Source organism: Cyanobacteria bacterium QS_8_64_29 (assembly GCA_003022125.1).
Taxonomy (GTDB): domain Bacteria; phylum Cyanobacteriota; class Cyanobacteriia; order Cyanobacteriales; family Rubidibacteraceae; genus QS-8-64-29.
Window position 1 is genome coordinate 22,978 of sequence record PXQH01000007.1, and the last position, 21,430, is coordinate 44,407.

A 21,430-nucleotide genomic window follows, 5' to 3' on the forward strand; every position below is an offset into this window, starting at 1 on the left:
GTTTGCTAGAGCGCGCCAACCGGAACGCGGGCGAGTAGCGAAAACGCCCCAAACCCAACGAGTAAAGCCCCACTCGCCGGGGCAATCCAGCCCGACCAGCGGCGCAACGCAAGCAACCGCTTGAGCGTGGCGGTAAACGTCCCGGCGACAACCAGCGGCAAGACGTAGCCGGCGGTGTAGGCAAACAGCAAAGCGCCGCCCAAAACCCAGTCTTGAGTGGAGGCCACCCAAGCCAGTAGCGTCGCCAGCACGGGCGTGCTGCAAGGGGAGGCAACCAAGCCAAACGTCAGGCCCAGCGCGTACGCGCGCACACCATGGGGCCAATCTTGCCCGATGGGCACGTTCGCCCCCAATGATGGCAAGCGCAGCGGAACCAACTCGAGCAAGTTTAGCCCCATGAGGATGGCCACCAAGCTCACCAAAACGGGCAAGCCCACGCCAATTTGCCCGTAGACGCGCCCTACGGTGGCAGCCAGTATGCCCAGCGCTGCCAGCGTGCTTGCCAGCCCCAACGCGAACCAGGCCGATTGGACGAGGGCCTGCCGGCGCCCGCTGGCCTCGTACCCGCCAATGTAGCCTACCGTGACGGGCAGCATGGACAGCATGCAGGGCGTCAGGCTCGTGAGCAAGCCGGCACTAAAGATCGCCGCAACGCTCAAGGCATTGAGCTCGGCTAGCTGGGCGGAGACGAGCGCATCGGCAAACTGTTGCAATTGGTACAACCGCAGCTGGAGCGTCTCGAGCATGGCGCGCTTAAAAGCCGGCGTGTGGGCATTCTAGCTTATCGCCTTGGCTCCGCTGGTTGCTGTCGCTGCGCCGCTCCCCTAGGCGGCAGTTGAACCTCGAGCTGTCCTCCGGCAGTCGCAGTCACCTCCCCGCCCAGGCGCTCGATGGCGCGGATGGCGCGCTGGCGCGTGGCCCCATCGGGCGCACGCCGCAAAATGCCCGCCCAGGCGTTGGCGCGCTCGCGATCACCGATGGGGTGGGTGCGCAAAAACCGGGCCGTATCGCGCGCACTGCGGGCGAGCTGGTGCATCTGGGCGCTATCGTGCTGCTGCGCGCAGCGGGCGGCGTTGCGGTAGGAGCGCGCGGCCGCTTGCTGGCCGGGCAGAAACAGCATTTGGTCCGTGCCGCGATAGACCCAGAGATAGCAAGCGCGCGGGGTGCGGCTGGTGTCGATGTGTTGCAGCCTCTGTCCGATGAGCGCGACGCTAGTTTGAGGCTTGCCGGCAAACAGCGAGGTCGCCGGGGATAGATAAAAATACGCCGCCAGGAAGTGGGGGTCGCGCTCGACGATGGCGCGAAAGTACTGCGGGTTGAGGTCGTAGCCGGTGGCAGCGCGGGCACCGCGACTGCCGTGGTACTGCAAAAAGCGCAGGTAGACCCAATCGGCCAGCAGGTTGTCAAAGCCCCAAGCCGGGACCTGGCGCAGCAAGGCCAGCTGCGTCGCAGCCAGGCGCTGGCCCTGCAAGCCGGCGGCCAGCAGCAGGCGAGCCAGGGCGGTGGAACTGCCAGCCATCGTTCCCCACGGCAGCCGGATTGGGAGCAAACCTTGGGACAACACTGCTCTGTTGTTATAGCGTACTGTTAGTAGCCCCGTTAATGGCGAGTGTGCCTATGGCTCAACTCAGGCTTCCCCGTGCCGTGCGCGATTGGTTGGGCGCAGCGCTGCAATCGTTCCCCAGCCGCGTGCGCATCGATTGCTGGGGGGCAGAATCGCTCTGGTTCGGCGGCACCGAAGCCGGTAGTACGGAGTCCCTCACGCTGTACGTTCACCATCCCGGGGTGGTGCGCGCGCTGCTGCTGGGGCGCGATCCGCTCGTTTTGGCCGAGGCCCACTTGCAGGGGTACTTCGATTTCAGCGGTCCGGCCGATGGCCTGGTTGCGCTCGGTCGCTCCCTGGCAGCTAGCGGCTTGCAGCGCCGCCAGAGCCTCCGAGCCTGGCTGCAGGCCCTGACCCTACCGCGATCGCCGATTGCCCTCCACGCCCGCTGGCCCTGGCAGAAGCTGGGCACCCATACCAAGGCCCGTGATCGGGCGGCCATCCAGCACCACTATGACGTGGGCAACGACTTCTATAGCTTGTGGCTGGATCCGCTCCAGGTCTACTCCTGCGCCCACTTCGACTCGCCCCATACCAGCCTGGCCGAAGCGCAGCAGCGCAAGCTCGACCTCAGCTGCCAAAAACTCAAGCTGCAACCGGGCGAGACGCTATTGGACATTGGTTGCGGTTGGGGCGCCCTGCTGCGCTGGGCGGCCGAGCGCTACGGCGTGCGCGGCTACGGCATCACGCTCAGCCAGCAGCAGGTGGACTACAACCAACACCGCATCCGCACTGAGGGGTGGGGCGATCGGGTGCAAGTGGAGCTGCGTGACTATCGGGATCTGCCCCAGGTCCCCACCTTCGACAAGATTGTCTCCGTCGGCATGGTCGAGCACGTCGGCTTCGCGCAGTATCCCGCCTACTTTCGCAGCGCGCTGGCGGTCCTCAAGCCTGGCGGGCTGTTTCTCAATCACGGCATTACGGCAGCCGAGGACTGGAACGGCTCCAGCGTTGGGGAGCGCTTTATCAATCGCTATATTTTCCCCAACGGCGAGCTGGTCAAGCTCTCGCGCATGCTGCTGGCCGCCGAGAACGCCGGTTGGGAAGTGGTGGATGTGGATGGCTGGCGGCCCCACTACGCCAAAACGCTGCGCCACTGGGCCGCCAACTTGGAAGCGGCCGCCGATTGCGCCAGCGCCCTCATTGGCGAGCGCCGCGTCAAGCTCTGGCAGCTGTACCTGCTGGGCTCGGCAATGGGCTTTGAGGCCAATCAGATGGGGATCTACCAGACCCTGCTGCGGCGCAAGGGCGATACCAACTGGAACCTGCCGCTGGCCCGCTCAGGTTGGCTTTGCTGATGGGGGATGCCCCCTGCCAGCAGTTTAGTAATGGTGCTGCCCGTGGCCGTGGTAGTGGGGGGCAGGGGTAGTTGCCAGCTGTGGCGACGCCGCCGTTCCTTCAGAGAGCAGCCCCTCAATCTGCTCGCTGGCCCAATCGGCTGCCATCTGCAAAAACTCGGGGTGGTCGTTGACGCAGGGCATGCGCTCGAAGGCAACCGCCGGATGCTTTTGCCGGACGCGGCCGATGATGTGATCCACATCCAGGATGGTTTCGTGGTTCTCGGTGGCAAAGCCAATGGGCATCATTACCACCGCCGAAGCCCCCAGCTTGATGACGTTTTCGGCTGCCAGCTCGGCATTGGGTTGGGTCCACTCGATCAGCGGCGTGTCGTGGTTGAGCCACCCCACCGAAACCAGCGGATACTTGTTGATGAGCCGCTCGCGGACGCGCTCGTAGAGGGCCTCGCTCTCGGTAATGCCCGAGGTATACCCTTTGGCCTTGTGCGGGCAGCCGTGGTTGAGCAGGATGATGCCGATGCGCGAGGGCAAGTAATGGGGGACCAGATCGCGCTCGACCTTGTCCTCGACCAGGCGAGCCAGCAAGTCGATGTAGTCGGAGCGATCAAAAAAGGAGGGAATGTAGCGCGTGCCGCTCAGCCAGCGATCGCGACCGCCGTTGGTGAGGTGGGCGAGGGCTTTGTTGACCTGCTCGACGGCAATGCCACTGGTAAAGATGGAGTCCACCACCAGCAGCGGATAGATCAGCAACTTGTCAAAGCCCTGCTCTTTAATATTGGCAATGACTTGGTCCGGCAGGTAGGGCGCGCAGAAGTTAAAAGCCTTAAACACTTCCACGCGATCGCCCCAGACAGCTTGCAGGTTCTGCTCGATGCCAGCACGCTGCCGTTCGAAAATCTCGTTGTGCGGCGAGATGAAATTGTCGTGCTGGTGCCCCCACTCGCGGAAATCCAGCCAAGCTAGCAGCCGCGCAAAGGGTGGATAGAGCCAGGTGGGAATGGGGGCAAACTTACCCGTTAGCAGGTGCAGGGCTTGTTCGTTGTAGTTGGCGAAGTCCTCGTAGCTCTCGACCTCGCCGTATCCCATGAGCAAAACTGCAACGCGCTCGTTGCCGGTGTTAGTGGGGGTGGGGTTGGATTGGGGTTCAGTGGCGACCACAGCTAAGCTCCTTGGGGCAGTATTGCTAACAGGCAGGCAGAGATGGCGTTACTGCTATAGCTTAACATCCCCTCCTGGGGGATAGCGGCAGTGCCACCATCCCGCCACTGGCGGGGGCAGCAGCGCTCCGAGCGGCGCTCGGGGCCAAGCACTGATGGCTGTTTTGGTCTGTCCCGGCATCCATCCCCCGGCGCTGACAGCCGGTTTTCTGCGCGCCCTGGCGGCATCGCACGCCCAGCATTGGTACGTCCTGCCGGCGGCGCATCCGCCCTATGCCCCCCAACTGGTACTGGCGGACCTGCGGCAGCAACTGGGCCAGCCGCCGGAGCGAGCGCCCGCTGTGCTGTTCGTGGGTTTTAGCGCTGGCGTCGTTGGTGCCCTAGGGGGCGCGCGGGCGTGGCAGCGCCAGGGCGGGCGCGTCAGCGCCGCCATCGCGATCGACGGCTGGGGCGTCCCGCTGGGGAGCTCGTTCCCAGAGCACCGCCTCAGCCACGATCACCTCACCCACTGCAGTTCGGCGCTGTTGGGCGCTGGCCGGGACGGGTTCTATAGCGATCCGCCCGTTGCCCATCGGGCGCTCTGGGGGCAGCCGCAGCGCGCTTGGGGGTGGTGGCTGCTGCGACCGGGCTGCCGCGTGCGCTGCACGGCAGCGGAATTCTTGCAGCTGCTGCTCGCGCGCTACGGCGAGCGGTAAGCGTGTCGAGCCCATCGCGCGGTGTCCTTATAATGCTAGGCTGGGGCTACCCAGACAGCGGCGATCGCGATCAGACTGCTCGCGCGCATGGAGCGGATTCCCGGCTCCCTCCGGGCGCTCGCTTGTGCTGCGCAACAATCTGGCAGGCATTTGGAATAGGGGGTGGGGGCTGTTATGGTTTCGGTTCGCCTCTCGCAACGAACGCAGCCCGCCCGGGATACGGAAGCGCTAGCAACGCCCGAGCGGCAAACGGGGGCTTTTGCGCTCATCGATAGCCTCAAGCGCCACGGCGTCACCCACATCTTTGGCTATCCCGGTGGGGCGGTCCTGCCCGTGTACGACGAGCTCTACCGCGGCGACCTCAAGCACATTCTGGTCCGGCACGAGCAGGGGGCCGCCCACGCAGCCGACGGCTACGCGCGCGCCACGGGCCAAGTCGGCGTTTGCCTAGCCACCTCAGGGCCGGGGGCCACCAACCTGGTTACCGGCATTGCCACCGCGCACATGGACTCCATTCCGCTGGTGGCCATTACCGGCCAGGTGGCGCGCCCGGCTATCGGGACCGATGCGTTTCAAGAAACCGATACCTTTGGCATCACGCTGCCGCTGGTCAAACACTCCTACTTAGTCCGCCGGGCCGATGAGATCCCGCAAACCATTGCGGATGCCTTCCACATTGCCAACACCGGCCGACCGGGACCGGTCCTGATCGACATTCCCAAGGATGTTGGGGCCGAGACGTGCGATTACGTCCCCGTCCCGCCCGGTCAGGTGCGGATTCGGGGGTTCGCACCCACCGCGAGCGGTAGCCCGCGCCCAATCGAGCGGGCGCTGCAGGCCATCGATGCGGCCGAGCGTCCCCTGCTCTATGTGGGCGGCGGTGCCATCGCCTCAGGCGCCCACGCCGAAGTCAGCGAGCTAGCCCAGCGCTTCCAAATTCCGGTCACCACCACCCTGATGGGGTTGGGGGCCTTCGACGAGCGCGACCCCCTATCGGTGGGCATGCTGGGCATGCACGGCACGGCCTACGCCAATTACGCCGTCAGCGAGTGCGACTTGCTCGTTGCCGTGGGCGCGCGCTTTGACGATCGCGTCACGGGCAAGCTGGATGCGTTTGCCTCGCGCGCTCGGGTGGTGCACATCGACATCGATCCGGCCGAGGTAGGCAAAAACCGTGCTCCCGAGTTCCCCATTGTCGGGGACGTGCGCCAGGTGCTGCAGCAGCTGTTGCAGCAAGCGCAAGCCCAGTCGCTGCCCAGTGATGCCGAGCGGACCCAAGCCTGGCGGCACCGCATCGAGCGCTGGCGCCGGCAGTACCCGTTAATCGTGCCGCGCCCGGAAGGCGGGCTGTCGCCGCAGGAGGTTATTGTCGAGCTGGGCCGCCAGGCCCCGGATGCCTACTACACCACCGATGTGGGGCAGCACCAGATGTGGGCGGCCCAATTCATCAACGTGGGGCCGCGCCGCTGGATCTCCAGCGCCGGCCTGGGTACCATGGGCTACGGCGTGCCGGCAGCCATGGGCGCCCAAGTGGCCTGGCCTGAGGACGGGGTCATCTGCATCAGTGGCGATGCCAGCTTTCAGATGAACGTGCAAGAGCTGGCCACGCTGGCGCAGTACGGCATTAACGTCAAAACCGTCATTATCAACAACGGCTGGCAGGGCATGGTCCGCCAGTGGCAGCAGGCCTTTTTTGACGAGCGCTACTCCGCCTCCAACATGCAGGCGGGCATGCCCGATTTTGTCAAGCTCTGCGAGGCGTTCGGCATCCGAGGGAGCGTCGTGCGCGATCGCGCGGATCTGGAGGCCGCGGTGGCCGAGTTGTTCGCGCATGAGGGACCGGCCGTGCTCGATGCCCAGGTTACCGAAGACGAAAACTGCTACCCCATGGTGCCGCCGGGCAAAAGCAACGCCCAGATGGTGGGCGTCCCCGAGCCAGCCAGCCCTGAAGCCACTGCCGAGCCGGTTGACTGCAGCAACTGCGGCACCCCTAACCCGGCGAGCCACAAGTTCTGCCCCGAGTGCGGCGCCAAGATCTAGGACCGAGCTTGCCAGCTCCCTAAGGCGATTGCCCCCCCCATTTAGGGGACGATCCAGCGACTGTCGGTTCCCGCTTGGCTGTACCGGAACCAGGCCCTGTAGTGCTGCTGCGGGTGCAAGTGCAGCACGTCGAGCGCGCTGGCGCGGGTGCGGATGGCGGCAAAGTGGGAGCGCCCGTCGCTGACATCGCCCGGCACGAGACCGGACTGGGGTGTCTCGAGCGTTGTCCCCGGCGGCGTTGGCTTGCAATACACCTGCAGGCTGCGCGCGGGACTGCGCTGCCACAGCCACTCGGCCCAGGCATCGTCCCAGTGCAGCGTGGCTTCGCCCTGCAGGCGTAGCTGCAAGCGGGACTCGGGATCCCAGAAGTGCCACGCCACCTGCGGCTGGGTTTGGAGGTCGCGCACTTTTTGGCTGCGGCGATCAGCGTGAAACCACAGTACCCGCTCGGCGAGGGCCACTTCACGCAGCACGATCGTCCGCAAGTGCGGCCCCTGGGGGCCGAGCGTGCCCAGGGTGGGCGTGCGGTAGGGGTGCTGCGCCTCGCTGGCACCGCCCGCGATCGCGGCCCAAACTGCTTGATGCAGTGCCTCCAGCTCGGTATAGCGCTCCATGGGCAGCTATCGGAAGCAGCGTAGGACAATGGGAGCCACGACCCGCCCAGCAGCCATGACCGAACGAGCGCATCCAAGCTATCGCAGCGAGCGGGATTCCATGGGCGAGCGCTCGGTTCCCGAGCATGCGTACTATGGCATCCAAACGCTGCGCGCCCGCGATAACTTTCCCATCAGCGGCATTGGCCCCCCGGCGACGTACGTCGAGGCCTGCGTGCTGGTCAAAAAGGCCGCCGCCCGTACCAATCGCGAGTTGGGCTGCATCCCAAGCGACATTGGTACTGCCATCGAGCGAGCGGCCGACGAGGTGCTGGCCGGCCAGCTGCGGGACCAGTTTGTCGTTGATGTTTACCAGGCCGGGGCCGGCACTTCGCACCACATGAACGTCAACGAGGTACTAGCCAACCGCGCCCTGGAGCTGCTAGGTGATCGCAAAGGCCACTACGCGCGCCTCAGCCCCAACGACCACGTCAACTACGGCCAATCCACCAACGATGTCATCCCCACTGCCATCCGCATCGGCGCGCTGCTAGCGCTCGAGCGTACCCTCGATCCGGCCCTGGCAGCCGCGATCGCCACGCTGGAGCGCAAGGCCCAGGAGTTCCAGACCGTGGTCCGCGCCGGCCGGACGCACCTGCAAGATGCCGTTCCGGTGCGCCTGGGCGAGACGTTTCGCGCTTGGGCGCAGACCGCGAGCGAGCACCGGGCGCGCCTCCAGGGTGCGGCCACCGAGCTGCAGTCGCTGGGCCTTGGCGGCAGCGCGACCGGAACCGGGCTCAACACCCATCCCCAATACCGCGAGCGCGTGGTCGCCTGCCTGGCCGAGCTCACCGGATGGCCGCTGCAAGTTGCCCCCCACCCCATGGCCGCCATGCAGAGCATGGCCCCCTTCACGCACGCCTCGGGGGCCCTGCGCAACCTGGCACAGGAGACACTCAAAATCTCGCACGACCTGCGGCTAATGGATTCGGGCCCCAACACCGGGTTGCGCGAGATCCGGCTGCCGCCGGTGCAGCCGGGCTCCTCGATCATGCCCGGCAAGTACAACCCCGTCATGGCCGAGATGGCTGCCATGGTGGGGTTTCAGGTCATGGGGTATGACAGCGCCATCGCCCAAGCGGCGCAAGCGGGCCAGCTCGAGCTCAACGTCATGATGCCGCTGATCGCTTACAACCTCATTCACAGCATTGAACTCATGGGCAACACCCTGAGCGCGCTGGAGGCGCGCTGCCTGCAGGGCATTGAGGCCAACCCCGAGCGCTGCCGGGCCTACGCCGAGGCCAGCATTGCCTTGGTGACGGCGCTCAACCCGCACATTGGCTATCTCAATGCCGCCGAGGTTGCCCGGCAAGCCCTGCAAACGGGCCGCTCCATCCGCGAGATCGTGCTGGAGCAGGGCCTGATGTCGCCCGAAGCCCTAGCCCGGGCGCTGGACCTCGAAACCATGAGCTGCCTGCCGGATGCGGCCCCTCCGGAGTAAGGGAAACGCTCGCGCCGGTTAGCGGAGTTTGGCCGGATCGAGCTGCTTGGGCTCGCTCGAGGCCGCATTGCTTGGCTCGAGCGCATCGAGCTGGCTGCCCGTACCGCCATCCGAAGGCGCCAGGAAGGGACGCAGGTCGATGCCATCGGCGCTGCCAGCGGAGTTAGTGTCGGCCCCCAGTAGGGACCCCATCTGCTCCAGCCAATCCGAACCGCGGTTGCCCGTTGGGGCAAAGGTAGCCACGCCTTGCGTGGTTTGCCCTCGGTCAGCCGTTAGCAGGGTCTCAAAGACGCGATCGCGCACGACGCGCGGATTTTTCTCCGGCGGCACCGTCAGCACGATGCGGCAGCGCGGCACCTCGCGCGAGGTGGCACAGACAATGTCGTGACCGTTTTGGGTCCCCGTGCGCAGCTCTTGCATGCCATCGGCCCGATAGGATTCCAGGCGTTGGGCGATGGTGTTGCAACGCCGCTCGGGCGTCCAGCCGCCGCCCATTCGCCGGGGAATGGCCCAGGGATAGCCTTGGCCATCTTGATTTTTGGGGTGATACATCACCGTGTACTGCCCGTTGGGGGACTTGCAGCTAAAGCGCACTGCCTCGCTCGCCGTGGCGCTCGGCTCGTCCGTCGAAGGATCGCCTGATGCCTGCGGTTTGGCTCGATTGGGGCGCGACGAGCCCTCCGATTCCACGGGGGCCGCACTGGCATGCCCGATTGGGGCAAGGAACGCCCCACTCAGACCGGCAGCCAGCAAAAGCGGCAAGGAGCGTGCCATAAGGCTTACCTACTGGGATCGACAGCGCAGTCAAGCTATCTCGACGGCCGCCGCCTCGCTCGAGTTCCGCAGCAGCGCCACCGGGCCTAGGCGCTTGGGGGGCCAAAAGCGAAAGACGGCGCGGCCGATGGCATTCTCTACCGGCAAAAAGCCCCAAACGTGGGAATCGTTGCTGTTATCGCGGTTGTCGCCCATGACAAAGAGCTTGCCTGGCGGAACCCGAACGGGCCCGAGTTCGTAACTGGGCTCGTCGGCGGCGTAGCCTTCCGCCAGCGGCTGACCGTCGATCCAAACGCGGCCGTCGCGCACGGCCACCACCTGACCGGGTTCGCCCACCACGCGCTTGATGAAGGCTTGGTGCTGCGCGTAGCCCTGAGCCTGTAGGGGCTGGGGCAGTTCGAACACCAGGATGTCGCCTTGCTGGGGCGGGTGGAGATAATAGGAGACCTTCTCCACCACCAGGCGGTCCTGGGCTTCGAGCGTGGGGGCCATGGAGTCGGAGGGGATGTAGCGCGGCTCGGCAATGAAGGTACGGATGGCCAACGCCAGCAGCAGCGCGATCGCCACTAGCTGCAAGGTCTCGCGCACTTGCCAGCGACTGGAGGCGTGCTGGGCGCTCGGGGAGGGACCGGAGCCTTGGGTCGCCATAGCAACAAGTAGGTCGCAACCGTGGGGACCACCCTCCCCATTGAACCGCACGGGCGCCCCCACTGGCTGAGATTAAGGCCATGCAATCGCGCGCGCGCAGCGCCCCACCACTCCGATAGATTGGGGGACGGTAGTGCTTGGGGGACAAGATAGCGTGGAGACTTTTGCCGCGATCGCCTACGGCCTCGTTGCGCTGGTTGGGGGCATCATTGGTTACCTGCAAGCCCGCAGCCAGCAGTCGCTAATCTCGGGCACCGTCAGCGGCATCCTGCTGCTGGTGGCCGGCATTGCCAACGCCCTCGACCAAGAGTGGGGCACGCCGCTCGCCACCGTCGTGACGGCCGTGCTGATCGTCGTGTTCGTCTTGCGGTTTCAAAAGACCCGCAAGTTCATGCCCGCCGGCCTGATGGTGATTTTGGGCGTGCTGGCGCTGCTGGCGCTCGTAGTTTAGCGCTTCAATCCAGAGCCGCTGCAATCTGCTGTACGGTTGCTTCCGGGGAGCGCGGCTGCCACCTCAGCTGCTGGCGAGCCTTGCTGGCATCAACGCGCACACAGCGATCATAGATGTAGTGCACGCGCTCGCGGCTGAGCGGGGGTTGCCAACCCAGCGCCCGGCCGAGCGGGTCGAGCAGGTTGCCGGCCAGGCGCACCAGGGGCTCGGGCATCTCGCGGGGTGGGGCAATCCCCCACTGCTTCCCTAGCAGCTCGAACATCTGCCGGGGGGTGAGCTCGCCGGCCGAGAGGATGTAGCGCTCGCCGGGGGTGCCCCGCTCGGCAGCCAGCAACATGGCAGCGGCCAGATCCGCAACGTGCACGATGCCCGTCGGGCGGTCCCCGCCAGCCCAAACTCGGAGCTTGCCCTGCCGGAACTGCTGCACGATGGGGCCAAAGTGCGGATCGCCGGGACCTAGGATTCCAGCAGGCAGCACGCTGACCGCAGGCAAGCCGTCCGCGGCGAAGGCATCCACCTGCTGCTGCGCGCGGTACTTGGTGCGATCGTAGGCTGAGCTGAAGCCAGCTTGGGTGCGCTGAAACGTTTCGTCGGCGATGCGGCCGCCAGTATCCCCCAGAACGCCGATCGTGCTGCAGTACACCACTTTGGGGACGCCAGTGGCGCGAGCGGCCGCAAGCACTTGCTGGGTGCCGGTGACGTTGGTGCGGGTCATGGCCGCTTCATCGGCCAGGCCCAGCTCGACATAGGCGGCTAGGTGAAAGACCGCGTCTGCGCCCTGCATGGCGGCTTCCAGGGTTTGGCGGTCGGTGATGTCGCCGCGCACCAGCTCGGACTGGCAGTCGGCCAGGCGATCGAGGTTGCTGCTCGGGCGAACCAAGCCCACTGCTTGGTGGCCGTTGCGCTCGAGCGCGCGGACGAGGTGGGCACCGCTAAACCCGCTTGCGCCGGTCACCAGCGCCCTCATAGCGCTTTCTCGTACATGCGGTAGGTCTTATAGATGCGAGCGCCCGCCGCTTCGATGGGGCGGCGCGAGGCGTAATTATCTTCAAACACCCAAGACCCTTCCACTTGCCGGTAGCGCTTGCCGGGCTGCTTGCAGCCCTGGAAGCAGCAATACCCCAGCGCCAGCGGCACCATCTGCCGGCGGTACTCGGGCAGAGCCCCAATTGCCAGCACGCGGGCCCGGTCGATCTGGCGGCGGTACCAGAGAAACTTGAGCTTGCCCCACCAGTTCAACTTGCCATTGACATGGCGCAGCGCAATGTTGTAGTCGGGCAGGGCAATGGTCAGTCCCACCATACGTTCGCCGTCTTCGGCGACGTAGAAAATGTCGGGATCCACTAGCGATTGCAGTGATCGCGCCTGCGCCAAAAACTCCTGCTCGGTCTGGGGCGTGGCGCTCCAGTTGGCGCTAAACGCGCGGCTGTAGAGCGCGTACAAGCTGTGCGCGTCCTGCTCGAACGCTTGGCCCTGGGTGCGAATGGGGCGCAGCGTCAGCCCCGAGCGCACGGCCACACGGTAGGCCCGCTCGAACTTGGACGGTAGCGATTGCGCCAGCGAAAAGTCGTAGGCGTAGGCATCTTTGGCCTTGTGCCACCCGAGTTGCTCCACCAGCTCGGGGTAGTAGGGCGGGTTATAGGGCATCATGAGCCGCGGCGGCGAATCGAACCCCGAGATCTGGAAAAAGCAGTTGTTGTGCGTGGCCAGATCGATGGGGCCGCGGGCCAGCCCCATCCCCTGCTGGCGCAGCCACTGGCAGGCCGCTTCGAGCAGCGCTTGCGCAGCTCCCGCATCGCGCTCGCACTCGAAAAAGCCGAACAGCCCGACATTGCGCCCTTCCCGCTCGATCAGGCGCCGATTGATAATGGCCGCGATCCGCCCGCGCGGCGTGCCATCGGCGCCGCGGGCCAAAAAGCGCTGCAGGGTACCGTAGCTAAAAAACGGGTTGTCGGGGGCGAACTGCTGCGCCACTTCGCTGCGCAGCGGCGGCACCCAATTGGGGTCGCCGGCATAGATCCGCCAGGGCAGATCGATAAACGCCTGACGGTCGGGCTCGCTCGCGACCGGCCGAACGGCAACCTGGCGCTCGGTGCTTGCCATCTTGCCTGCCTTGCCCTGGGCGAGTTGGCTACTGCGCGCACGCGCTGGCAGCGGTGGGGCTTAGGCGATCGCGGGTCTCCACCATAGCCGCCACCAGCCGATCCAGCTGCTCCTGGGTGTGCAAGGCATTGGCGGTGATGCGAATGCGGGGCTTGGCAATGTACCAGATGGGCGAGACCCATACGCCGTGGACCTCCAGCATGTGCCGCCCGAACTGTTTGGGATCGATGTTCAAGGGCAAAATCACCGGGATGACGTTGGTCTCGCCCAGCACGTAAAAACCTGCTTCGCGCAGGCGCTCGCGCAGGTAGCGCGCGTTGGCTTGCAGGCGCTTGACGCGCTCGGGGGCCTGGCGCAGCTGGCGGATGCTCTCCAGGGCAGCCGCAGCCGCCGGCGGCGGTAGCGATACCGTCCCAATAGAGGTGGGCGAGACATCCAACAGCGGCTTGAGCTCAGCCACGTGGGAGCTGATGGCGGCGCCGGCTGAGGCCCCGAACTTGGAGAAGGTGGTCAGCCTCAGCGGGACAATGCCGCGCGCGATCGCATCCTGCGGGGTGAGTCCAAAGTGCTCGTAGATGCCGCCGCCACTGGGGCCGATAGCCCCGCTGGCGTGCGCTTCATCCATTAGCAGGACGCTGCCGTCGTAGGGCGCCATTGCCTCCAAGATTTCGGGGAGCGGGGCAATGTCGCCATCCATGGAAAACACCGCATCCGAGATCACCAAAATGCGATCGCCGGGCCGGGCGTAGCGCCTGAGCTTGCGCGCCAAATCGTCGGCATCGCAGTGGCGGTAGCTTTTGGTCCGCACGGGGGGATTGTGGTTGAAGGCCTTGCCCGAACGGTTGCTGGCATTGGCAACCGCCGAGATCAGGCAACCGTGGTTGAGAATGTCGGAGAGAATGAGCGTCTCGCGCGTATGCTCGAACCCAGGCACCTTGATGGCCAGGTGGCAGAAGGCATCGATCAGCGCTTGCGAGGCCATCCAGGCATTGAGAAACAGCTGCGTGTAGCCCAGTTGCTTGAAGGCCGAAATCTCGCCCTCGAGCTCGCGGTGCAGCTCGATGCGACCGCTGAGGGCGGAACAAGCGCTGTTGGAGGGCCCGTAGTGCTCGATCGCCGCGATCGCTGCCTGCTTGATGGCCGGATGCTGGACGAAGCCCAGGACGTCGTTGGTGCAAAACGTCAGTACCGTCTGGCGCTTCCCAGTCGCTGCCACCTCAATATCGACGAAATTGCCCTCCTTGGTATGGCAGACGTATTCGTCGGGATTGAGGTCTTGCTCGTACCAGCGCCGAACGTACTCTTTGACGGTGTCCACGGGTTTCTCCTGATTCCCAGCTCGAATTGCCGCTTGCGGACTCAGCCGGTGGCTCCCAGCCAGCCAGGCTAGCTTGCAATTGCAACAGGTTGCGTCTTGCGTCATTATTTTAGAGCCGCGCGGGCGATGCGTCGCCACGCCGTATTGCAAATTCAGCCTCAGCTAAGCAGCGGCAGCGAGCTAAACTGAGCCCCGGTAAGGTCCGCATGGGGCCCGAATGACCCAACCACAACCATGCCGGAGGCCAATCCCCCCGCACGCGAGCCGCTGCTCGAGCATCCGGGACGCTTGATCGACTGCATCGAGCGGCAAACCCAGCTAGCCCGCCAGCGAGGCGCCCTCCATTCGGTCCCCACCGAGTTCGAAACCATCGAGCAAGGCGGCATCCCCTTTACCGTGCGGGTGCTGGCCCACTTGGCGCAAAAAGATCGCGCCCGGCAGTCAAGCCAACGCGCTGCCGGGACGGCGCGATCGCGCGATCCGTTCCTGCCCTACGAGCGGGATCTGTTTGTCGCTGACATTTCGGCAACCCACGCGTGCTTGCTCAACAAGTACAACGTTATGGAGCGCCACCTGCTGTTGGTGACGCGCGCGTTTGAGTCCCAGCAAAATTGGCTGACTGCCTCGGATTTTGAGGCCCTAGGCGCGTGCCTAGCCGAGGTGGATGGCTTGGGCTTTTACAACGCAGGCGAGGCGGCCGGCGCGAGCCAGCCCCACAAGCACTTGCAGCTGGTCCCACTGCCGCTGGCACCGCAAGGGCCGCCCGTCCCTATCGAGCCGGCCATTGAAGCGGCCCCATCGGCCAATGGGGCCGTTAGGCTGCCGCATCTGCCCTTTCCCCATGCCTTCATGCGGCTCGATCCCAGCTGGACGCAGGCCCCCACGGCCAGTAGCGCCAGCGTGCTCGAGCGCTACCAGCGCTTGATGCGCGCGCTGGGGTTCTCGCCCCAGGCAGGGCTGCCCTCGCCGCCGTACAACCTGCTGGCCGCGCGGGACTGGATGCTGGCCGTACCGCGCTGCCAGGGGAGTGTCGCCGGGATTGAGATCAATGCATTGGGCTTTGCTGGTGCCCTGTTGGTGCGCGATCACCAGCAACTAGAGCGCCTGCAAGCACGCGGGCCGCTGGCCGTGCTGCAAGCAACAGCCGGTACTACCCGCGGCTCGCCTGCCTGAGGGCGCGCGAGCGCGTCCTGTCGGTGCTGGCATGCTTGCAAGGTGAGGGCTCAATCGAGGGATCGCGATCGTCTTCTCGGATCTGTTCCTGCACGAGCTGTCGCTATCGCTCAACCACGACAAGTTCGCCCAGCTCCTGGCACACGAAGACAACCTGCCGATCATCCGGGATTTGGATGGCGTTTGCATGGGATTGGTTGCCGATCCGCTCGAGCGGCCCCATCGATCCCGACTACATCCGAGGACGCGCCCCTTCGACGGTCGCTTCTACATCCTGACCGGCAACGAGCGCGAAGGCGCTCCCCCCGAGCGCCAGGTCACCGAAGGGCCCGGCGTCCGCGCGACACCGAAGATCCGCTTACGCTCAACGTGGTGTTTCTGGAAGGCCACGCCGAGTACAATGCCTTGTTCCAGCGAGTGGCCCGAGAGCGCCAAGCCCGACAACAAGGCTGATGGCGGCCGCCTCCCATCCGGTGCGCGGCCTGGCCGTGATCGAGCGAAGCCGTCGCGCTGGGTTGACGTGCTAGCAGCCGCTGGCTAGCATAATTAGCACGTGGTCACTGGGGAGTGATCGAACATGGAAAGCCCTGGGGCGTCGAAACAAGGCCAGACCCCCAGGGCTTTTTCCATTATTGCTCTGGGTTACCCCCTGGCTAGTGCGCCCAAGCCAGCGCTAGTTGGGCAGCCCTAGATAGTGGCGCAGGTAGGGCGAGAAGACCTCGTAAATTAGCGTTAGCGGCTGTCCCTGGTGCCAAAACAGATAATGGCGCCCCCAGAAGGGGCCCTGCTCGCGCCAAGCAGCTTCCAGCGCGCTCGCTTGCCCGTAGCAGATGCCGCGAATGTCGCGGAATAGCTCGGCCTGCCAGCGCGAGAGATTGTCCCAGACCGGAAGGGACCAGTTGGCGAGGTAGGCATCTGCTTGCGCGGTGTGCCACCAAGACACGGCGTAAGCCAGCTGCGTTCCGGAAGCCGTTCGCAGCCAGACCTGCCGACGCAGCTTGGGTCCCGGCAGTAGCTGGATGGCCTCGGGAGCCCCATCCCAGGCCTCGCCAATGGGCGACATGTCGGTAACATCGACGGCAATGGCCTCGCGGGTCAGCAGCCGCAAGTGCCGGGTGGGCGATCCGTCACCCAACAGCATGAGCTGCCAGGCAGGCGCCAGTTGCTCGTGCGGTAGCCCCTGCCGCACCGTTTCGGGACCGCCCTCCCACAGCGGCGTTAGGGCGTACCACGATTTTGACAGCGTCGGTGGGTCTGAGCGAGTCACCGGATGGATTGGGTAGGGGCGCTCGAGCGAGCGCGTGCGGCCGCTGTTACTTTACAGAGCTTAATCGGCTCTATCGTAACGCCTTCTGGGATGGCAGCTGCCCTAGAGTAGGCTGAGAGCGACCCCGGCCCCAACGCTGCTCATGCCTGCGCCGCTCAACCAACAAATCCAACAGTTCTACGATACGGCTACCCCCCTGTGGGAGCGCATCTGGGGCGAGCACATGCACCACGGCTACTACGGCCGCAACGGCCGGCGCCAGCTCCCCCACCGGCAAGCCCAAATCGCCACCATCGAGGAACTGCTGGCGTGGGCCGCCGTCACCCCCCAGCGCGAGCCGCCGCAGGCCATTCTGGATGTGGGCTGCGGCGTTGGGGGCGCCACACTCGAGCTCGCGCGGCGTTTTGAGGCTAGCGCCACCGGCATCACGCTCTCGCCAGTGCAGGCGCAGCGAGCCCAGCAGCGGGCGCAAGCCGCCGGCCTGTCCCAGCGCGCTCGCTTCCGCGTTGCCGACGCCCTGCAACTGCCATTTGCCGACTGCCAGTTCGATCTGGTGTGGTCGCTCGAGAGCGGCGAGCACATGCCCGACAAAACGCAGTTCCTGCGCGAGTGCTACCGAGTGCTGCGACCGGGAGGCCGTTTGGTTATGGCGGTGTGGTGCCGCCGCCCCACCGATTCGCTGGCCGGCGAGCTAACCCAGCAGGAGCGCGATCGCCTGGCCGCCATTTACCGGGTTTACTGCTTGCCCCCACTGATTTCGCTGCCGGCATACGAAGCGATCGCCCGCGAGTGCGGCTTTCGCGAGCTGCGCTCGGACGAGCGGTCCCGCGCGGTAGCACCCTTCTGGGAGGCGGTCATCGCCTCGGCGCTAACCCCAGCGGCCCTGGCGGGCTTGCTGCAGAGCGGACGCTCGACGGTGCAGGCAGCGCTGGCCATGGGCCTGATGCGGCAAGCCTACGCGCGCGGGACGCTGCGGTTCGGCTTGCTCTGCGCGCGCCGATAGGAAACAATGGCTTGGCATGGCGCACGGAAACGGCCAGTGGGTTGGGGTTGCCGGCCTCCGCAGCCTGTGGAAGTTTTGGCGCCCCCATACGTTCATCGGGACCACGCTCAGCGTCCTCTCGCTTTACGCGCTGGTGCTGGCAACCGCCGATCGCGCCCCAACGCTGGCGAGTGCCGGCCAGCTGTTGGGGACTTGGCTGGCTTGCGCTGGCGGCAACCTCTACATTGTCGGCCTCAACCAGATCCAGGATCTGGCCATCGACCGGGTCAACAAGCCCCACCTGCCCGTGGCAGCGGGCGAGATCTCGCGCCAGCAAGCGCAGGCAATCGTGGCGGTTGCAGCCGGTTTGGCGCTGGCCCTGGCCGGATGGCTGGGGCCTTGGTTGCTGGCGACTGTGGGCGGCAGTCTGGCCATCGGCACGGCGTACTCGCTGCCGCCGGTGCGCCTGAAGCGCTTTCCCTTCTGGGCGGCGGTCAGTATCCTGTCGGTGCGCGGCGCGATCGTCAATGTGGGGCTATTTCTGCACTTTGGCCGCACTGTTGCGGGCAGTGCCGCCCTGCCGCCTGCGGCGATCGCGCTGGCGCTGTTCGTGGTGGTGTTTTCGGTGGCGATCGCGCTGTTCAAAGACGTGCCCGATACGGAAGGCGACCGGCGCTACGGCATTGCCACCTTTACGCTGCTGCTGGGCAAGCGTGCGATCTTCAACAGCGCCCGCGCCACCATTGCGGCGTGCTATCTGGGGATCGCGCTGGCTGGATTGAGCGGCCTGCCGGGCGCCAATGTCCCGCTGCTGGTGGGCACGCACCTGGGGTTGTTGGGACTACTCTGGGCGCGCAGCCAGCGCGTTAACCTGCAAGACAACCGTGCCATTGCGCGCTTCTATCAGTTCATCTGGCGGCTGTTTTTTTTAGAATACGCTGTTTTTCCCGCCGCTTTTATCTGAGGCCCATGGCTCATGCCCCGCTTGCTGCATACCAGTAGCGGCATGCCCCTCGCGCTCGAGGGCTCGCCCGCCTTCGATTGGCTGGCCGCCGGGGTCGTCGCGCTGCTGCTAACGCTGGCGATCGGGTTGCTGGCGCGCTCGGTGGCGACAGCCAGCCTGTTCAACCGCGCCCTAGCACGCTATCGCCAGGGAGACTACGAGCACGCCATTCCGCTGCTAGAGCAAACGATCGCGCGGCAGCGCAGCAACGATATGGCCCGCCTGCTGCTGGGGGATGCGCTCATTCAGCAAAACCGCCTTGAGGAGGCTGTTGAGGTGCTGCGCCAGTCGGTTGCGCGCTCGCCCCAAAACGTCGATGCCCACCTGAGCCTGGGCAAAGCCAAGCTGCAGCAGGGCAATCCCGACAGCGCCATCGCCGAATTTCAGCAAGCAGCCAGCATCAAGCCCAGCCGCTACCCCGAAGCGCACCGCGTTCTGGGCCTGGCACTGCAGCAGCAAGGTGAGGCCGAGCGCGCCCGCGAGGCGCTCGAGCGGGCGCGGGCCATTTACGCTGCCAACGGCGTTGAGGCCATGGTGGCGGCCGTGGACCGAGAGTTGCAGCAGCTGGCGGAGCCTCCCTCCCCTGCAGCCGAGGACGCAGAACCGAGCGAGCAGCACTCATGAGCGCGCGGGCGGGGAAGGCCTATTTGGTGGGGGCCGGACCGGGGACGGCCGCTTACCTGACGCGCCGCGCCCAGCAGGCGATCGCGGGCGCCGAGGTGTTGCTCTACGACGGCCTGGCAGACCCCGAGCTATTGCAGTGGGTCCCGCCCGATTGTCAGCTGGTCGATGTCAGCAAGCGTGCCGGTCGCAATGGTCCCAGCCAGGCCCAAATCGAGCGCTGGCTGGTGGCCTACTGCCAACAGGGGTTGCAGGCTGTGCGCCTCAAAGGCGGCGATCCGCTCATCTTCGGGCGCGCGCGCGGCGAGATGCAGGCCCTGCAAGCCGCCCGCTGCGATTTCGAGATCGTGCCGGGGATCTCCTCGGCCTTGGCGGCGCCGCTGCTGGCTGGGATCCCGCTGACCGATGCCGAATGGGGCCGCTGCTTTGCCGTGCTGAGCGCCCACCAGCCCGATTGCCTCGATTGGCCGGCGCTGGCGCGACTGGATGCGTTGGTGCTGCTAATGGGCGGGCGCCACCTGGCGATCGCGACCGAGCGCTTGCAGCGGCACGGCCGCGCGCCCGAGACCCCAGTCGCGGTCGTGCGCGATGCCGCGCGCCCCCAACAGCAAGTTTGGATCGGGACGCTGGCCGACATTGCCAACCAAACGGCTAACGCTAGCTTGGCGCCGAGCGTCACTATTGTGGGAGAAGTCGTGCAACTGCGAATCCCCATGCCATCCTCTGCTGCCACGCCTGAGGCCCAGCCGCTCCCGCTGAGCGGCAAAACGGCGCTGGTTACCCGCTCGGCCCAACAGGCGGGGGCCTTGGCGCAGCTGCTGCAGCAGCAGGGCGCGCGCGTTTTGGAAGCGCCTGCACTGGAGATCGGCCCGCCTTCGAGTTGGGCGCCGCTGGATGGGGCGATCGCGCGCTTGGACGGCTTTCACTGGCTGATCCTGACCTCAGGCAACGGCGTCCGCTACTTCTTCGAGCGGCTGGCCGCTCGCGGGCTGGATGGGCGAGCCCTGGCTGGCCTTAAAATCGCTGCCGTGGGCAAAAAAACCGCCGAGCGCTTGCAGGATTGCGGCGTTCGGGCCGATTTTGTCCCGCCCAACTACGTTGCCGACTCGCTGATCGAGACCTTCCCCGAACCGGTCGCCGGCCGCCAGTTTTTGTTCCCGCGCGTCGAGACCGGCGGGCGCGAGATGCTGGTGGCGGCCCTCACCGAGCAGGGCGGGCAGGTTACCGAAGTGCCAGCCTACCAGTCGGGGTGCCCGTCGCAGTTGGCACCAGCTGCGCTGGCTGCCCTACAAAATCGCGCAGTGGATGCGGTCACCTTTGCCAGCACCAAGACCGTCAACAACTTCGCCCGCCTGCTAGCGGCCGCCCTGCCACCCGGGTCGCCAGAGACGCCTGCTTCGCTGTTGCAGCCTACCTGCATCGCCTCCATTGGGCCGCAAACCTCGCAAGCCTGCCGCGAGGCCTTCGGGCGCTTGGATGTGGAAGCAAGCGAGCATACGCTGGCAGGTTTAACGCAAGCGATCACGCAGTTCTACGGCGATGGGGCCTAAGCGCACCATCGGACTGACAGGGGGCATAGGTACCGGCAAAAGCACCGTAGCGCGCCACTTGGCGCAAGCCCACGGGTTGCCGGTGCTGGATGCCGATGCCTACGCGCGCGAGGCCGTCCGGCCGGGCTCGCCCATCCTAGAAGCCATCTTGGCGCGCTACGGCCGCCACCTACAGCAACCCGATGGCAGTTTGGATCGGGCGGCGCTGGGCAAGCTCGCCTTTGGCGACGCCCGCGAGCGGCGCTGGCTGGAGCGCCAAATCCATCCCTACGTGCGCGAGCGCTTCCAGGCAGCACTGGCGCAGCTCCAGGCCCCCACGGTCGTTTTGGCCGTCCCGCTTTTGTTTGAAGCCGGCATGGGCGATCTGGCGACTGAAATCTGGGTCGTGCACTGTAACGGCGAGCAGCAGTTGGCGCGCTTGCAGGCGCGCGATGGCCTCTCGCAGCGGCAGCTGCGCGATCGCATCGCCAGCCAGTGGCCGCTAGCGGACAAAATGGCGGCCGCCGACGTGGTACTGGACAATACGGGCCCCCGCGAGCGGCTGTTGCAGCAAGCGGATGAAGCAGTGCGCTCCCCACCGCAGCGGGCTGCCTCCCACTAGCAAACCGGCGACCGCATCTGCGGTCGCCGATGGTGCGAGCAGCAGTAGGCTG

General features: G+C 65.9%; 21 protein-coding genes. 11 read left to right on the forward strand and 10 right to left on the reverse strand.

All coding sequences use genetic code 11. From position 1 onward, the window contains the following. Positions 1-5: 5 nt before the first annotated feature. Together BRC58_01950 and BRC58_01955 are read right to left on the reverse strand one after the other, a co-directional pair. Positions 6-746, reverse strand: coding sequence for a cytochrome C biogenesis protein (locus tag BRC58_01950; GenBank protein ID PSP19043.1), 741 nt, complete (start codon positions 744-746; stop codon positions 6-8). Positions 747-781: 35 nt separating this feature from the next. Next, positions 782-1,519, reverse strand: a complete 738-nt coding sequence (locus BRC58_01955) for a hypothetical protein (GenBank protein PSP19044.1) — start codon at positions 1,517-1,519, stop codon at positions 782-784. Between the two features lie 83 nt (positions 1,520-1,602). Here BRC58_01955 and BRC58_01960 point away from each other — a divergent pair, with 83 nt between their 5' ends. Next, positions 1,603-2,901 (forward strand): cyclopropane-fatty-acyl-phospholipid synthase, encoded by a 1,299-nt coding sequence (locus BRC58_01960; protein ID PSP19045.1) that lies wholly within the window; start codon positions 1,603-1,605, stop codon positions 2,899-2,901. A gap of 24 nt (positions 2,902-2,925) precedes the next feature. Here BRC58_01960 and BRC58_01965 read toward each other — a convergent pair whose 3' ends face one another. Further along, positions 2,926-3,987 carry a ferrochelatase gene (locus BRC58_01965; GenBank protein ID PSP19082.1) on the reverse strand — a complete coding sequence of 354 codons (1,062 nt, stop codon included), beginning with the start codon at positions 3,985-3,987 and terminating at the stop codon, positions 2,926-2,928. 226 nt (positions 3,988-4,213) lie between these two features. Between BRC58_01965 and BRC58_01970 the strand changes: the two genes are divergently transcribed. Next, complete coding sequence (locus BRC58_01970; GenBank protein ID PSP19046.1) at positions 4,214-4,753, forward strand: hypothetical protein; 540 nt, start codon at positions 4,214-4,216, stop codon at positions 4,751-4,753. Between the two features lie 174 nt (positions 4,754-4,927). Then, positions 4,928-6,793 (forward strand): acetolactate synthase, large subunit, biosynthetic type, encoded by a 1,866-nt coding sequence (gene ilvB / locus BRC58_01975; protein PSP19047.1) that lies wholly within the window; start codon positions 4,928-4,930, stop codon positions 6,791-6,793. Between the two features lie 41 nt (positions 6,794-6,834). Here ilvB and BRC58_01980 read toward each other — a convergent pair whose 3' ends face one another. Further along, on the reverse strand, positions 6,835-7,407 hold the full coding sequence (locus BRC58_01980; protein ID PSP19048.1) for a pyridoxamine 5'-phosphate oxidase: 573 nt from the start codon (positions 7,405-7,407) through the stop codon (positions 6,835-6,837). Positions 7,408-7,462: 55 nt separating this feature from the next. Between BRC58_01980 and aspA the strand changes: the two genes are divergently transcribed. Continuing rightward, complete coding sequence (gene aspA, locus BRC58_01985) at positions 7,463-8,887, forward strand: aspartate ammonia-lyase (GenBank protein ID PSP19049.1); 1,425 nt, start codon at positions 7,463-7,465, stop codon at positions 8,885-8,887. A gap of 18 nt (positions 8,888-8,905) precedes the next feature. Here the strand turns inward: aspA and BRC58_01990 are convergent, their stop codons facing one another. After that, positions 8,906-9,661, reverse strand: a complete 756-nt coding sequence (locus BRC58_01990; GenBank protein PSP19050.1) for a hypothetical protein — start codon at positions 9,659-9,661, stop codon at positions 8,906-8,908. Between the two features lie 30 nt (positions 9,662-9,691). Next, the gene (gene lepB, locus BRC58_01995; GenBank protein ID PSP19051.1) at positions 9,692-10,309 is read right to left on the reverse strand and encodes a signal peptidase I; all 618 of its coding nucleotides are present in this window, start codon (positions 10,307-10,309) and stop codon (positions 9,692-9,694) included. 154 nt (positions 10,310-10,463) lie between these two features. Between lepB and BRC58_02000 the strand changes: the two genes are divergently transcribed. Next, positions 10,464-10,760, forward strand: a complete 297-nt coding sequence (locus BRC58_02000; protein ID PSP19052.1) for a hypothetical protein — start codon at positions 10,464-10,466, stop codon at positions 10,758-10,760. 4 nt (positions 10,761-10,764) lie between these two features. On the opposite strand, the gene BRC58_02005 is transcribed toward BRC58_02000, so the two are convergent. The 3 genes from BRC58_02005 to BRC58_02015 are packed head-to-tail and all read right to left on the reverse strand — an operon-like array spanning position 10,765 to position 14,181. Beyond that, positions 10,765-11,727, reverse strand: coding sequence for an epimerase (locus tag BRC58_02005; GenBank protein PSP19053.1), 963 nt, complete (start codon positions 11,725-11,727; stop codon positions 10,765-10,767). Continuing rightward, positions 11,724-12,863 carry a hypothetical protein gene (locus BRC58_02010; protein PSP19054.1) on the reverse strand — a complete coding sequence of 380 codons (1,140 nt, stop codon included), beginning with the start codon at positions 12,861-12,863 and terminating at the stop codon, positions 11,724-11,726. Before BRC58_02010 ends, BRC58_02005 begins: the two co-directional genes overlap by 4 nt. Positions 12,864-12,891: 28 nt before the next feature. Continuing rightward, positions 12,892-14,181, reverse strand: a complete 1,290-nt coding sequence (locus BRC58_02015) for an aminotransferase class I/II (GenBank protein PSP19055.1) — start codon at positions 14,179-14,181, stop codon at positions 12,892-12,894. Positions 14,182-14,415: 234 nt separating this feature from the next. On the opposite strand from BRC58_02015, the gene BRC58_02020 reads away from it, so the two are divergent. Next, positions 14,416-15,354 carry a phosphorylase gene (locus tag BRC58_02020; protein PSP19056.1) on the forward strand — a complete coding sequence of 313 codons (939 nt, stop codon included), beginning with the start codon at positions 14,416-14,418 and terminating at the stop codon, positions 15,352-15,354. A gap of 673 nt (positions 15,355-16,027) precedes the next feature. On the opposite strand, the gene BRC58_02025 is transcribed toward BRC58_02020, so the two are convergent. Beyond that, the gene (locus tag BRC58_02025) at positions 16,028-16,495 is read right to left on the reverse strand and encodes a DUF98 domain-containing protein (GenBank protein PSP19083.1); all 468 of its coding nucleotides are present in this window, start codon (positions 16,493-16,495) and stop codon (positions 16,028-16,030) included. A gap of 268 nt (positions 16,496-16,763) precedes the next feature. Between BRC58_02025 and BRC58_02030 the strand changes: the two genes are divergently transcribed. Genes BRC58_02030 through BRC58_02050 form a run of 5 tightly spaced genes read left to right on the forward strand, consistent with a single transcriptional unit; the run spans position 16,764 to position 21,378 of the window. Next, positions 16,764-17,624: an SAM-dependent methyltransferase gene (locus tag BRC58_02030; protein PSP19057.1), complete on the forward strand. Its 861-nt coding sequence runs from the start codon at positions 16,764-16,766 to the stop codon at positions 17,622-17,624. A 16-nt stretch (positions 17,625-17,640) separates the two neighbouring features. Continuing rightward, the gene (locus BRC58_02035) at positions 17,641-18,567 is read left to right on the forward strand and encodes a homogentisate phytyltransferase (GenBank protein PSP19058.1); all 927 of its coding nucleotides are present in this window, start codon (positions 17,641-17,643) and stop codon (positions 18,565-18,567) included. 12 nt (positions 18,568-18,579) lie between these two features. After that, positions 18,580-19,230, forward strand: coding sequence for a hypothetical protein (locus BRC58_02040; protein PSP19059.1), 651 nt, complete (start codon positions 18,580-18,582; stop codon positions 19,228-19,230). Then, complete coding sequence (cobA, locus tag BRC58_02045) at positions 19,227-20,777, forward strand: uroporphyrinogen-III C-methyltransferase (GenBank protein PSP19060.1); 1,551 nt, start codon at positions 19,227-19,229, stop codon at positions 20,775-20,777. The genes BRC58_02040 and cobA overlap by 4 nt, the downstream gene beginning before the upstream one ends. Next, positions 20,767-21,378 carry a dephospho-CoA kinase gene (locus tag BRC58_02050; protein ID PSP19061.1) on the forward strand — a complete coding sequence of 204 codons (612 nt, stop codon included), beginning with the start codon at positions 20,767-20,769 and terminating at the stop codon, positions 21,376-21,378. Before cobA ends, BRC58_02050 begins: the two co-directional genes overlap by 11 nt. Positions 21,379-21,430: the final 52 nt, after the last annotated feature.

What these genes read in the sequence shown, in the direction of transcription:
- BRC58_01950 (PSP19043.1), bottom strand. Translation starts at nt 746, where the DNA reads ATGCTCGAGACGCTCCAGCTGCGGTTGTACCAATTGCAACAGTTTGCC.
- BRC58_01955 (PSP19044.1), bottom strand. Translation starts at nt 1,519, where the DNA reads ATGGCTGGCAGTTCCACCGCCCTGGCTCGCCTGCTGCTGGCCGCCGGC.
- BRC58_01960 (PSP19045.1), top strand. Translation starts at nt 1,603, where the DNA reads ATGGCGAGTGTGCCTATGGCTCAACTCAGGCTTCCCCGTGCCGTGCGC.
- BRC58_01965 (PSP19082.1), bottom strand. Translation starts at nt 3,987, where the DNA reads ATGGGATACGGCGAGGTCGAGAGCTACGAGGACTTCGCCAACTACAAC.
- BRC58_01970 (PSP19046.1), top strand. Translation starts at nt 4,214, where the DNA reads ATGGCTGTTTTGGTCTGTCCCGGCATCCATCCCCCGGCGCTGACAGCC.
- ilvB (PSP19047.1), top strand. Translation starts at nt 4,928, where the DNA reads ATGGTTTCGGTTCGCCTCTCGCAACGAACGCAGCCCGCCCGGGATACG.
- BRC58_01980 (PSP19048.1), bottom strand. Translation starts at nt 7,407, where the DNA reads ATGGAGCGCTATACCGAGCTGGAGGCACTGCATCAAGCAGTTTGGGCC.
- aspA (PSP19049.1), top strand. Translation starts at nt 7,463, where the DNA reads ATGACCGAACGAGCGCATCCAAGCTATCGCAGCGAGCGGGATTCCATG.
- BRC58_01990 (PSP19050.1), bottom strand. Translation starts at nt 9,661, where the DNA reads ATGGCACGCTCCTTGCCGCTTTTGCTGGCTGCCGGTCTGAGTGGGGCG.
- lepB (PSP19051.1), bottom strand. Translation starts at nt 10,309, where the DNA reads ATGGCGACCCAAGGCTCCGGTCCCTCCCCGAGCGCCCAGCACGCCTCC.
- BRC58_02005 (PSP19053.1), bottom strand. Translation starts at nt 11,727, where the DNA reads ATGAGGGCGCTGGTGACCGGCGCAAGCGGGTTTAGCGGTGCCCACCTC.
- BRC58_02010 (PSP19054.1), bottom strand. Translation starts at nt 12,863, where the DNA reads ATGGCAAGCACCGAGCGCCAGGTTGCCGTTCGGCCGGTCGCGAGCGAG.
- BRC58_02020 (PSP19056.1), top strand. Translation starts at nt 14,416, where the DNA reads ATGCCGGAGGCCAATCCCCCCGCACGCGAGCCGCTGCTCGAGCATCCG.
- BRC58_02025 (PSP19083.1), bottom strand. Translation starts at nt 16,495, where the DNA reads ATGCTGTTGGGTGACGGATCGCCCACCCGGCACTTGCGGCTGCTGACC.
- BRC58_02030 (PSP19057.1), top strand. Translation starts at nt 16,764, where the DNA reads ATGCCTGCGCCGCTCAACCAACAAATCCAACAGTTCTACGATACGGCT.
- BRC58_02035 (PSP19058.1), top strand. Translation starts at nt 17,641, where the DNA reads ATGGCGCACGGAAACGGCCAGTGGGTTGGGGTTGCCGGCCTCCGCAGC.
- BRC58_02040 (PSP19059.1), top strand. Translation starts at nt 18,580, where the DNA reads ATGCCCCGCTTGCTGCATACCAGTAGCGGCATGCCCCTCGCGCTCGAG.
- cobA (PSP19060.1), top strand. Translation starts at nt 19,227, where the DNA reads ATGAGCGCGCGGGCGGGGAAGGCCTATTTGGTGGGGGCCGGACCGGGG.
- BRC58_02050 (PSP19061.1), top strand. Translation starts at nt 20,767, where the DNA reads ATGGGGCCTAAGCGCACCATCGGACTGACAGGGGGCATAGGTACCGGC.